This window comes from Bacillus sp. sid0103 (assembly GCF_019219025.1).
In genome coordinates this window covers 46,256-59,049 of sequence record NZ_JAHUWN010000019.1, presented here as the reverse complement: position 1 = coordinate 59,049, position 12,794 = coordinate 46,256, and the positions used below count along the sequence as shown (strand labels likewise).

Here is a 12,794-nt window from a genome sequence, read left to right as displayed (position 1 = left end):
GTAAGCCCAGCACATTTTCACCCTTTCAAAAAAGGAGGATTACCACTCTGCTACACTACCATCACGATGGCGCCAAACTGGGTTTTGCCATTGGTGACCTTCTTTTGCCATTTTACGAACAAACTCTTCATTCACTTCAATTCCAAGACCTGGTCCTTGTGGAATTTTCACATAACCGTTTTCATAATCAAAGACAGTTGGATCCTTTAGATAGTCTAATAAATCACTGCCCTGGTTATAGTGAATTCCCAAGCTTTGTTCTTGGATAAACGCATTATGTGCAGTGGCATCTACTTGTAAGCACGCCGCTAAAGCGATGGGTCCTAATGGACAATGCGGAGCAGCGGCAACATCATAGGCCTCAGCCATGCTAATAATTTTTTTACATTCGGTAATACCGCCTGCATGGGATAAGTCAGGTTGGATAATATCTACGTATCCACCTTGTAATAACGGTTTAAAATCCCATCTTGAGAACATACGCTCACCCGTTGCAATCGGAATTGAAGTTAACGAAGCAATTTCTTTTAGTGCCTCGTTATTCTCTGGCAAGACAGGTTCCTCAATAAACATAGGATTAAATTCTTCAAGGGCTCTAGCCAATACTTTTGCCATAGGTTTATGTACACGGCCATGAAAATCAATACCAATTCCAATATTTCTTCCAACGGCCTCACGAACAGCTGCCACGTTTTCTAGTACTCTATCAATCTTGTCATAGGAATCAATGTATTGTAATTCTTCGGTTCCATTCATTTTAACCGCTTGAAATCCTCTTTCTACACACTCCTTCGCAGCTCGGGCTGTATCACTTGGGCGATCTCCGCCAATCCATGAATACACCTTAATCGAATCGCGGCATGCTCCTCCTAGTAACTGGTAAACTGGTGCATTGAAATATTTACCTTTGATATCCCAGAGAGCTTGGTCAATACCTGCAATCGCGCTCATTAAAATAGCGCCACCTCGGTAGAAGGCACCTCGGTACATAACATTCCAATGATCTTCAATTCTTAAAGGATCTTTACCTACTAAATAAGTCATCATTTCATCCACTGCAGCTTTTACTGTTGCCGCTTTACCTTCGATAACCGGCTCTCCCCAACCAACAATACCTTCATCTGTCTCAATTTTTAAGAATAACCAGCGTGGTTGGACTGTGAATAATTCATAACCTGTGATTTTCATAATGAACACTCTCCATTTAATAGTAGTATTAGTTTTTAGCTGCTAAGGTAAATTGCTTTGCTTTTTCCGTTAAACGCACTAAATACTCCTCTGTTATTTCCTCTTTTGTATTCACAAGAGAACTACCAATTCCGAGTCCTGCAGCTCCAGCAGCAAGATAGTCCTTGATGTTGTTTAAGCCCACACCGCCTGTTGGCAATAAAGGAATTTGCGGCAGTGGTCCCCTAATATCCTTGATAAATTGCGGACCTAAAGTCGTTGCCGGAAAAACTTTAATAATATCTCCGCCTTGTTCATAACCCTCTAAAATTTCAGTCGGAGTGTAAGCGGCAGGAATACTCACCGCACCATATCTTTTTGTCATCCGAATCGTTTCAGGCTTCAACGTAGGAGATAGAATAAATTGGGCACCTGCAAGAAGGGCACTGCGAGCAGATTCTGGATCCAAAACAGTTCCTGCACCTACGGCCATTTCTTTACCAAATGTATCAGCGACCATCTCAATTGCAGATAGCGCTTTCGGGGAATTCATCGTGATTTCAACGACTCTTATCCCGCCTTCATATAAGGAGCGAACAATGTTTAATGTATCCTCAGGGTTTGCTCCGCGTATAATAGCGATTAATTTGTGATCTAAGATTTTTTGCAGTGTACTCATTAGACATTCCCTTCCTTCTTAAAAACTAGCGATTGACTTCATCCTTTAAGTTTGATTGAGTAAATTTCTCCAATTCAGTCCTGTCCGGTAGTCCTTCTATATCACCGTTTATGGTAGCAACCATAGCACCGATCGCGCAGCCTCGTTTCACAGCCTCTCCAATAGATAGGCCATCGAGAAATCCAGAAAGTACTCCTGCAGCAAAACCATCTCCTGCTCCGACTGGATCGGCTACGTTTTTAACTGTAAAACTATCAATATATCCTTTTTCAGCTGCAGTAGAATAATAAGCACCTTTTTCGCCAAGCTTGACGACAACGGTCTCTGCACCTAAAGCAAGTAAGGAACGAGCTGCTTTTTCACAATCCCTTGTGCCAAACAAAAATTCACATTCACCAATCCCAGGTAAGACAATGTCTGATTTCCCTGCAATTTCTAAGATGGTTGCCCTTGCTTCGTCATCTTCCCACAGCTTCCTGCGAATATTCGGGTCAAACACAACTCTTCCCCCGTTACCCTTAGCTATTTCAATCGCATAAAAGATGGTCTCTCTACACGATGGACTTAGAGCGGGAGTAATTCCTGATATATATAAGAATTTGGCCTGAGCGATATACTCCTGATCAAGATCAGCAGGGGTGAGCTGACTCGCTGCTGAATTTTTTCGATAATAGTAAATATTAACCCGATCTTGATTGATAATTTCTTTAAAAAATACACCTGTTGGAGCATTCTCGTCCAAAGCTACTTGACTAATATCTACACCTTCTCCGCGAACGGAAGTTAAGATTTGAGCTCCAAATTCGTCTCTCCCTAACCGGCTAATCCACCCCGCCTTATGGCCAAGTTTAGCTAGCCCAATAAGTGTATTCGTCTCTGCACCAGCTATCTTCGAGGTAAATTGATTTGAATAGCGCATTTTTCCAGGCGTATTTGGGGTTAGTAAAACCATCGTTTCCCCAATGCTAATAACATCCATGTACTCACCTTGTTTCTTATAAAATACATCCCATACTTTCAGATATTTTCTTTGATGTCCAAAGGACGCGTTCCACTACCTCTGCTTTTTGAGCCAGCATTCGTTCTTTTGGACCTGCCACACTAATAGCAGCTTGAATCCTTCGGTCTGCACCAAAAATAGGAGCTGCTACACAATATAATCCTTCTTCGTTTTCTTCATCATCAATCGTGTAGCCAATTAATGAATACTGATACAGTTCTTTCTCTAACTCTTCCCTATTGGTGATGGTTTTCGCGGTGATCGGTACTAAGTCAACCCGATCTAAGATGCTTTTTCTTTCCTCATCTGCCATATTCGCTAAAAAAGTTTTACCTAACCCCGTACAATAAAGCGGTTTACTGTATCCCGTTTGAGCGGTTGTTCGAATCGATCGATTGCTGTTTATTTTAGTAAGATAGACCAGATCTTCCCCTGACAGCGTTGCCATAAATACCGTTTCCTGAACACTTTGCATTAATTTTTCAAGATATGGCTTCGCTTGAAGAGAAATATCTAAGTTCTCCATAGCCATGGTGCCAATGTGAACTAACTTTGCTCCAAGCTTATATTTCTTCATGTTGTCTAAACTTAAATACCCTTGTTTTAAAAGAGTGGCAATAAGGTTCGATGTGCTGCTCTGCGGAAATGAAAGTTTTTCACTAACCTCTTTAATCGATAACCCATCAGGATTATGGGCTAGTAATTCAAATACCTGGAGAACTCGTTCAGCCGATTTTACCGACATACTCTCCCTCCTTTTTATAAATCACATATGTGATGTCAAATCCTATATGTGATTATCGTAGACACATAATAGCACCACTCAATCCCTCCGTCAAGGGCGTTAATGCAACCGTTCACAAAAAATATGGACTCCCACTGTGAAGGTTCTTTTCGGGACAACAGTGTATGAAACAGAAAGAAAAAATGTCGATAGCTGTCTTCTTTGAAGGGATTATGTTATTTAAATAAGCTAGAATAATTCTGAATTTTTTGTTAAATTAGAGCTATCCAGTACCAACAGGGGGGAATGAAGTGAATAAGGTATTAATCATAATTGGTATTATTTTGACCGTTTTAATAGGCGTAAAATACGGAGGATTTAAATTAATCGACAATGGAGCCGAATCTGGAAAAAAACAAGAGAAAGTAGAAGCGAAAGCTGTTCAAGATACTGTCAGTAAAGAGAAAAAGGAAGTGGACAAGCAACAAACAGCTAAAATTGGCGGAGTTCAATATGATATTGGGATAGATGACAATAGTTCACAAGATGCTGTTATCGAAGTGATGCACAAAATGACACATCAAAAAGTGAAAGCGAAAGAAAAATGGGGAGCCATACCTATGATTCCTGATACGATTAATCAAGTTTATAACATTGTGGAGAACAGTGAGTTCGAACAAAAAGATGATTTGCTGGCCATTTTAGATAAATGGAAAAAAGGTATTTTTTCTAAAGTAGATGATGACCACAACTATTTCTGGACGTACCAAGGCGGGACAGTCGGTAAGGCTTATGGAATCATGAGCAAATCAGAAGAAGAAACTTTCATCCTGAATAACTTCGAAGGAGATATTGTAAGTGAAGTAAGCTCCCAGCAATAATTGGCTGGGGGCCTCTTTTAATCATTACCCTAGTTGTCGAGAGATGAAAAAAATTTGAAGCGGAAAAAGAAACTGAAGGAATAAAAAAATGCTCAGAGTACAAAACTCAGAGCAAAAAAAGATTTCGTTATACTTTTCCTCTACCCTTATTTAAAATCCACAACATTTTAAGTATCTTTATAACTTTCCAAGATTTCAACATATCCATGGGTTCCGTCTACTCGTATATACTGACCATCCTTAATTTTTTTGGTTGCTTCATCTACACCTGCAACAGCTGGAATTCCATACTCGCGGGCCACAACTGCCCCATGAGTCATTAAGCCTCCTACTTCCATGACCAGAGCCTGGGCTGAGTTAAATAGAGTCGTCCACCCCGGATCTGTAAAAGGTGCGATTAATACCTCTCCTGGTTTTAGGTTCCCTTGCTCTGGACTTAACACCACTTTTGCATAACCTTCCGTTACACCCGGAGAAACAGGTGTACCAATCAAAGCTCCAATTGGAGCCTGAATATCGCGTCTTCTTCCTGTGATGATTTCGCCTTCGCTGGTCATTACACGGGGAGGGGTAAGCTTTTGGTACCATTCAAATTCCTTTTTTCGCTGATGAATCAACTCAGGTAAATCGCCTGCAAAACGGTTTTCCACTATCGCGAGTATCTCATCTAAAGTTAAATAAAAAACATCTGTCTGATGTTGAAGAATCCCCTTATCGACGAGTTTATCGGCTTCTTCTAAAATAGCCTGTTTGTAAAGATTGAGATGTTGCACAAGCATATATTTTGGATGCTCACGAATGCCCATTCTGTCTCGATATACCTTTATCAACCGAGACATCCATCTTTGTTTAACCAGCCCGCCGCGAGTCTTCCGTATCCGTTTCAAAATGGACTGGCCTGCGTGTTCTGCTTCTATTTTTCCACTGTCATATTTCTCACGATGTTCTCCTGGTTTTAGATTTTGAATATGACTCAAGATCGATGGCACAAGCATGGTAGGGGATTCCCGCCAGCGCGGCTTTGTAATGTCAATTTCCCCTGGGCAGCGCATCCCATATTGATCCATATAAAGCTCAAACTCTTTCCGAAAAATGTCCCCTCCTGCTATTTGACTGAGCCCTTCATAAAAGGAATGGTCTTCTGCCTCTTTTAAATATTGGATCACTTCAGGATATGGTCTGGCTGTATCCGCCACATCTCCTAGAGCAAGACCCATTTCACTGGTCACATTGCCAGGTAATGATTTATTAAGGACATAGGCTTCCTGATCGTCCCCTAACCAGCGCTGGGATAAATATTGGATCATTTTAAAAGCCATGATGCCTGACAACGGATAGGGCACCATATCCTGAAAAAATGTCATCATTAACTTCCCTGCACTTTCCTGAACCCATTCCATTCGCTCTGAACCGGATACAAGAGATAGTTCCTCTTTACTTTGTTTAACCAAGGTTTCCATCAATTCATTACACCGCTGAATAGACTTAGATGTATCTCGAAAAAGAATGCTCTTGATGACATTCGTTAATATCGGTTTCATCATTTGCCGGGCTTTCTTGATGACCTGCCTATTCGGCACTGCCTCTTTTAAAAATCGCTCCCGCTGAGTGAATTGCTCAAGAGCATTACTTATTAACTCATCAATATTACTGATCATTTTAGGCATTATTTTGCGAGCGGGTTTCCAATACAACACTTCTGTCGGATTGAGGAACAATCGTCCGCCTGCAGCTGCCATTGCTTCACTCTCGGAGGTGATATTCCTATTTCCAAATGGGAAAAGTGTGCGCCAAAGAGAAATAGCCAGCGGTTTCATCGCTTCTGTCATCATTTGTTGGTGGCCAAAGGAAAAGAAAACCTGCAAGTTTGCGTCGCCATTAAGGTCCGGAAGAGGATACAAGGAGGTAATTGGCCTGCTTTGCAGAATAAATATTTTCCCATCAGCCAAACCCCACTCAATATCTTGCTCTGTCCGATAATGGTCTTCAATCTTTTTTCCCAGTCTAGCTAATTCGGAAATTTTCTCATCGGAAAGTGCCTGTTTATTCCGTATGTCCGGAGGGACCTCTCTGGTTATCGTGCCGCCTTCTGGCAACGCATAAATCGCTACTTTCTTATCTGCAATTTGTTTCTTTACAATTTGTCCGGAACGAACTTGGTATAGATCCGCCGAGACAATACCAGAGACAAGCGCTTCTCCAAGACCAAAACTCGCATCAATCGCGGTGGTTTTTCTATGTCCTGTGACAGGGTCTGCGGTAAACATAATCCCTGAGACCTCAGGAAAAACCATCCGCTGTACCACAACCGAAAGAAATACGGAACGATGATCGAACCCATTTTTCATCCGATACGAAATCGCTCTGTCTGTAAATAATGAAGCCCAGCACTTTTGGGTCGCTTGGAGAAGTTGATCTCCACCGATGACGTTTAAATACGTATCCTGTTGACCAGCGAAAGAGGCTGTGGGCAAGTCTTCAGCCGTGGCGCTCGAACGAATGGCATAGGCAGAGTCTGTTCCAATCCTTTTCCACGCTTCTAAAATCGCACCTCTGATATTGTCAGGCATCGTCAAGGACTCTAAAGAAACGCGGATCCGTTTTCCTAAATTTCGGATTTCATCTAGTTGATCAGGTTTCAATTGGTCAAGGAGGCTAAACAGTTCATCCATTTCATCGCTTGTTCCTAAAAAAGCGCGATAGGCGGAAGTCGTAATGCAAAACCCTTGCGGTACGGGAAAGCCGGCCCTGCTCATTTCACCCAGATTAGCTCCCTTCCCCCCAACGAAAGGCAAACTTGATTGATCGATTTCATTAAAACTCAACACATATTGGACCATTTGAATCACCACCCTTTTTAGCATATCTAATAACAAAAAAACACACGATATTTTCCTATGTGAAAGGCCGTGTGTTTCTCCATGTGATTTTAATGATTGCACCTCTGAAGTAATCCCGTTAGTAGATCCCAGCTTTTTGTTATTTTTCCTCCATATCCAATTGCAGGTAACTATAATAGATAAATAACTCGTTCAAGATAAATTCAGCTGAATATCGTATTGGATCTTGTAAGTGTAAATCAAAGAGCATCTTTGTAAGGGTTCCTAATGATAATTGTTTCAATTCCTTTTCGTCCATTTGATAGGATTGATAATTTGTCATCGGTCTTTTCCCCCTAATTGTTATATTCCCCCCCCAGAGTACAAAACACATTAAGTTATTTTCTATTTCTTTATTCCCTATTCAGAAAACGCTTACATTTTTAAATTTTAATAGAATGCGTACAAAAAAGTTTCATATAAAATCGAGGATAAATGATTTCCTTTCGCTTCATGCATAATCAATAACCTTGTAATTTTTATGTGCTATAACTGTCCTATTTCCTCCAAACTCCAACTCCGTCTTATTATCGGTTATATTTACAATGACTGAATTTTCATTGACCTTCTCAACGACTCCTTGGATTCCATTCTTAAAAAGGATATGATCTCCTATTTCTGCGATCTTCTTTGCCTTGAATTTCATTTCATTCCCTCCAATCTAAAAATACATTAAGCCTTTTACTTTATCATTCTTAAATTCAAAGCCTGGTCCTATAATTATAGTAATAAAATTATGATATTAGAATATGTAAAATATAGTGTTTATTTTGAAAATACAAAATTTAAGGAGAAAATACCAAGAAAAACGCCACAGGGACGGTTCTCATGGTTTTGAATGGGAAAGTCAATTTATCAAACAACGGACAAAAACCAGAGGAACCGTCCCCTTGGTCACTTTCACGCTTTGGAGATAGTTGTTCGAGAAACGCCTAATATTCTTGCAGTTTGGCGTTGCGACAGGTGGAGCTTCGGCAAGCTAATGAACTGGAAATCTTCCTCAAACTGGTTGTTAACGCTCACACTCTATGTATATTTCTCAAGGCACGCAAGGGTTGGACAATCATTACTTTTTGGGACAATTTCATCAATATTCTTACGAATGCAAGAAACGTCTGCATTAAATGCAAACGTTCTTTGGAGGTAAAACTTAATATCTTTGGTCTGGTGTAGTAATAACATATGTACTAGATATTAAAATTGATTGGACAAGTGCTGAGTTAAATGAAAATTTCCCTCAATATGGTTTAATCCATTGGTAATTCAAATGAATTGATGCATAATCTAGAGTGTAGCCGCCCATAACCAATCCTTGACATATAACCTTACTGAGGATCGTTCAAGTACAACAAAGGGCTAATTTTAAAATTAGCCCTCTTTTGATATTAAGGATTAGAAGGAACTACTGTAATTGCTTCCAAGCTGTTCGAACCGTCACCCTTTATTCCGGTAATAACCCATTTTTCGTTCAAATTTTCTATTGTAAGATACGCCCTGACGGATCCTGCATATCCCGTAGAAGTAGCCAGTCTAAACTCTACTGTATAAACCCATACCTCTTTATCCGTTTTACTTCTTTTTAATATGGGATACTTATCAACCCAAGGGCTTGAAAGGCCAGTTACCCAGTTTAGCTCTTCAAATGTTCCTTTCGTCTGTTCCTGCAGATCCGGGGAAAGAACTGCGAATTGAACGGCACCGTTTCTCAATTTTACAGCTTTAGCCCATGTTTTAACAGCTTCCTTTGCAGATTGCGGTGCGATCCAGTCCTGCAACAGCTCTACCTGACGCTGCAGTGAATTTGGGTCCGGTGTAACGTTTGCTGCAACACGATCCGATTTATTCGAATTCGCAGCATAAGCAGCTCCATTTAATAAACCAGTTACAAAGAATATGGAAATAAAAAAAAGGATCCAATTTCTTCTTCTCACAAAGATGCCTCCTTGATTCCGTTTAACTTTCAATCAGCTAAACCATCTTATTGTTTATAAATTTCACCATTTATATTTTTATCATCCTGCCATTTGATTTTTCGCACCTGCCGGATAAAAGACAGAAATATGGTCGACGGTCGATTTTGAACCGACGAATTTTAATTGGAATTTCTCATTGACGTTATACACCCATATGGTGTCCCCGCCACTGTAACGAACTTCATCTGGTTTGCCAAGTACTCCCTTTACCTCGTCAAAGGTTATTTGTTGAATCTCTTTGGAATAATAGCGTACATCAAAAATTTGTTCGCCCTTATTAACACCGAATACAATTCCACGGCTGGTATACGTGAAATATCTATTTCCTGCAACAAAATCTTCTTGATCCGGTTTTCCCCATTTTGCGATTACCTCATCAATAACCGTTGTATCTGCAGGAAAACTACAATCTTTGACCGTTCCCACTTTAGCAAGTGTGACAATTTCATATATCAATGTTGCATTTTTATTTTCCTTCATGTTTTGTTTTGAATTGGATTGATTATTGGATGGATTTTTTGGTGGATTATTTTGGGTAGTTTGATTAGGTGAATGGGTACTAGGATTAGACGTAGATTGCTTTGGTGGAGAGGTTATAGACTGCTTTCCTTGATCATTAAAACAGCCTGCTAAAAGCACAAATAGGCATGGAATAAAACAAATTTTTAACACCCTTTTCAAATGATTACATCCTTTCAGTTTTCATTCTATTCGTGAAAGTGGTTAAGTAATTTTCTTTTATCAACATCCCCCCTTCACTTATTTAGAACGAAATAAGCTTATACACTGTTACATAATTCACAAAAATTGGGCCCTTATTCATAAGGTACTTTGTGAACCACAATATGTTCCATCTGTTTTTCCAAAAAATTAGGTCTGGCTTTAATTAGAATAAAAAGAAGTGTCCTCATAGCTTCAACTACAAGGACACCTTTTCACCTTTTATCTTTGTGCTGCCAGTTGTTTGCTGTCAACACGGATATCTTTTTCAATGACTCCTTCTTTACCAACGACAACAATATTATTTCCATCTTCTAGAGAGCGAATATCTTTTAACGGATTCGTTTTGGTAATAACAAAGTCTGCTAGTTTTCCTTTTTCGATAGTACCTATCTTATCTCCCAAGCCCATACATTCCGCGGCAACTTTTGTAGTGGCGACGATCGCTTCCATAGGTGACATTCCAATCCCGCACATTAAGCCAAGCTCACGCAGGTTGGTTCCATGAGGCATAACGCCAGCATCTGTTCCCATTGCAATTTTGACACCTGCTTTATAGGCTTTGGAGATGCTTTCCCGGTGGATATCGACCACTTCACGTGCCTTTTCCACAGCGTATGCAGGCATGTCACTGCTTTTTTCGGCTGCTTCCAATACAGAAACAGGAGCCAGTAATGTTGGAACAAGATAGGTACCGTTTTCGAGCATTAGTTCAATTGCTTCATCATCTAAAAAGATTCCGTGCTCGATGGAATGAATCCCAGCCTGAACCGCGTTCTTAATTCCTTCAGCTCCTTGAGCATGGGCCATCACCTTCACACCTTTTCTGAATCCGGCCTCTTGGACGATGATCGCTAACTCTTCCGGCGAAAATTGGGTGAATTCCGGATGGTCTGTCGGGCTCATAACACCGCCTGTTGCATGCACTTTAATAATATCGGCTCCAGCCCGCAGCATTTCTCTTACTTTTTGCCGGACCTGCTCTGGCCCATCACATAGCCCGGAAGGCATGCCTGGATAGCTTTTGCTTGTTATATCAATTCCGGAACGCATCCACGAGTCGCCGTGGCCGCCGGTAATCGTTAAGGGATTGATGCTAACCTGCATGCGCGGCCCTTTAATTAAGCCTTGTTCAACGGCCTGTTTCACGCCGTAATCGGTAAAACCGGCATCCCGGACAGAGGTGATTCCGACATCTAACGTTCGTTTCAGGTATTCTATTGCCTGAAAGAATTTTATTGAAAAAGGAGCAGCCAGTGATTCCCGGATATCTTTTATTTCTAGCATCATATGAACATGTGTATCTATCAAACCAGGAAGAATATAACCGTTTTGAGCATCGATGATTTCGACGGTTTCATCTGGAAGTTGAAGATCATCTAGGGTGCCAGCAGAAACAATGCGGTTATCTTTAATTAAGACGGCTGCGTCAGCAATAATTCCTTTGCCCGTTCCATCAATAAGACTTCCGTTTTCAATTAATTTATACCCCATTTTTTCTCCTCCTATTAGTTTAATAAACAATCAGCAAGGGCCGCGCCGGAGGCCCTCATCTAATTGAAGTTTCCTTTTATAATGTTTTGACGAGAATGCTGGCGATGATGACGGACCCAATCGTTACAGAGGTGAATCCTCCGATTAGCATGGATGGCAGAATTTCATTAAGGATTTTTTCCTCTTCCTCTTTTGTTCTACCCATACTGCGGCTGACCTCCTGGCAAATGAGGAAGTCGCCGGGAAATCCATACATCGCTGTTAAAACAACAGCAATTCCTTTGTTAGGATCCCATTTAAATAGTTTCGAACCGATGAAACCGCCTAGTATTAATCCAATAGATCCGACGATAATAATAACCGCTACTGCAGGCAGAACACTTACGATCGCTTTAATGGTTACAGTGGATAAGGAACCTAGTACAAGAAATACCAAGCCCACCATTGCAATGCTAAATCCATTTGCTTTCTCTAATACCTTTTCGGGATAGAAGCCTAAAAATGCACCGATAATACCGATGGCCAAACCCCAAAGACTATAACTGATACCAGTTAAACCCTGTAAATAAATCGCAATGGCACTGCCAATAAAAATCATAAATAAGAGAATGAAACTGCTTTGCTGAAACTTTTCAGGGATCAGGTTTCTTTTTTCTGATTTTGCATTTGTATCATGCGCTTGTACCCCATCCACGGTTGCCACAGCTGCTGCAGCGAAAGTTCCAGCATCCATGGTACGCTGAAGTTTCACAGCATGTCTTCTTAGTAAAAAGGAGGTTAATGGCATTCCGACAACACTATGAAGGGTTAAAACGATAATAGGGATGACCACTAAGGCTGCGAATCCAGCCTTTTTAAGAGCATCGGCCGTTACAATATAAGCAATAATCCCGCCTGTCATCGGACCAGCACCTGCTACAGCCGTTTTATAATCAAAGAAAAGTGGAACGATTAACAGCATCAGTAAAACGGAACAGGCTAAACCGAGTAACGTGATCAAAACAGCCTTATATTGACTTTTCATTACTTTCATCGGGATTAAGGTACCCATATGCACGAGCAGTGCTGGCTGCAAAACGGTTCCGACTACTGTAAAGGTTGAAGCTTCAATAATATTCATTGGAACAATGCCCGTTTTAAAAAGGGCAAAGATCAAGACCATCATGACGAGTAATGTCGGAACTTTTGCTCTTGAGAAGATGGATACTAATTCTCCAACAGCCACAATGGCCAAAACTATTAGGGTGGCATATACCGGATTCATCATTCACTACCTT

General features: G+C 40.7%; 12 protein-coding genes. 1 reads left to right on the top strand and 11 read right to left on the bottom strand.

Going from position 1 to position 12,794, the window contains the following annotated elements:
- Positions 1-39: 39 nt before the first annotated feature.
- The 4 genes from dgoD to KW850_RS20400 are packed head-to-tail and all read right to left on the bottom strand — an operon-like array spanning position 40 to position 3,591.
- Positions 40-1,188, bottom strand: a complete 1,149-nt coding sequence (gene dgoD, locus KW850_RS20415) for a galactonate dehydratase (RefSeq protein ID WP_088090027.1) — start codon at positions 1,186-1,188, stop codon at positions 40-42.
- 28 nt (positions 1,189-1,216) lie between these two features.
- Complete coding sequence (locus KW850_RS20410) at positions 1,217-1,846, bottom strand: bifunctional 4-hydroxy-2-oxoglutarate aldolase/2-dehydro-3-deoxy-phosphogluconate aldolase (RefSeq protein ID WP_218349601.1); 630 nt, start codon at positions 1,844-1,846, stop codon at positions 1,217-1,219.
- 25 nt (positions 1,847-1,871) lie between these two features.
- Complete coding sequence (locus tag KW850_RS20405; RefSeq protein ID WP_218349600.1) at positions 1,872-2,825, bottom strand: sugar kinase; 954 nt, start codon at positions 2,823-2,825, stop codon at positions 1,872-1,874.
- Positions 2,826-2,841: 16 nt separating this feature from the next.
- The gene (locus tag KW850_RS20400) at positions 2,842-3,591 is read right to left on the bottom strand and encodes an IclR family transcriptional regulator (protein ID WP_218349599.1); all 750 of its coding nucleotides are present in this window, start codon (positions 3,589-3,591) and stop codon (positions 2,842-2,844) included.
- 290 nt (positions 3,592-3,881) lie between these two features.
- On the opposite strand from KW850_RS20400, the gene KW850_RS20395 reads away from it, so the two are divergent.
- Complete coding sequence (locus KW850_RS20395; RefSeq protein WP_218349598.1) at positions 3,882-4,451, top strand: DUF6241 domain-containing protein; 570 nt, start codon at positions 3,882-3,884, stop codon at positions 4,449-4,451.
- Between the two features lie 167 nt (positions 4,452-4,618).
- Here the strand turns inward: KW850_RS20395 and rph are convergent, their stop codons facing one another.
- From rph to KW850_RS20360, 7 genes are all read right to left on the bottom strand, one after another.
- A complete protein-coding gene (rph, locus tag KW850_RS20390) occupies positions 4,619-7,291 on the bottom strand; it encodes a rifamycin-inactivating phosphotransferase (RefSeq protein ID WP_218349597.1) in 2,673 nt (890 codons plus the stop codon).
- 139 nt (positions 7,292-7,430) lie between these two features.
- Positions 7,431-7,613 (bottom strand): hypothetical protein, encoded by a 183-nt coding sequence (locus KW850_RS20385; RefSeq protein WP_218349596.1) that lies wholly within the window; start codon positions 7,611-7,613, stop codon positions 7,431-7,433.
- Between the two features lie 168 nt (positions 7,614-7,781).
- Positions 7,782-7,976 (bottom strand): YkvS family protein, encoded by a 195-nt coding sequence (locus tag KW850_RS20380; protein ID WP_218349595.1) that lies wholly within the window; start codon positions 7,974-7,976, stop codon positions 7,782-7,784.
- 739 nt (positions 7,977-8,715) lie between these two features.
- Positions 8,716-9,261: a hypothetical protein gene (locus KW850_RS20375; protein ID WP_218349594.1), complete on the bottom strand. Its 546-nt coding sequence runs from the start codon at positions 9,259-9,261 to the stop codon at positions 8,716-8,718.
- Between the two features lie 81 nt (positions 9,262-9,342).
- Positions 9,343-9,975: a YjgB family protein gene (locus tag KW850_RS20370; RefSeq protein ID WP_308128832.1), complete on the bottom strand. Its 633-nt coding sequence runs from the start codon at positions 9,973-9,975 to the stop codon at positions 9,343-9,345.
- 270 nt (positions 9,976-10,245) lie between these two features.
- A complete protein-coding gene (locus KW850_RS20365; RefSeq protein ID WP_218349592.1) occupies positions 10,246-11,517 on the bottom strand; it encodes a metal-dependent hydrolase family protein in 1,272 nt (423 codons plus the stop codon).
- A gap of 76 nt (positions 11,518-11,593) precedes the next feature.
- Positions 11,594-12,784, bottom strand: a complete 1,191-nt coding sequence (locus KW850_RS20360; RefSeq protein ID WP_256358354.1) for a hypothetical protein — start codon at positions 12,782-12,784, stop codon at positions 11,594-11,596.
- Positions 12,785-12,794: the final 10 nt, after the last annotated feature.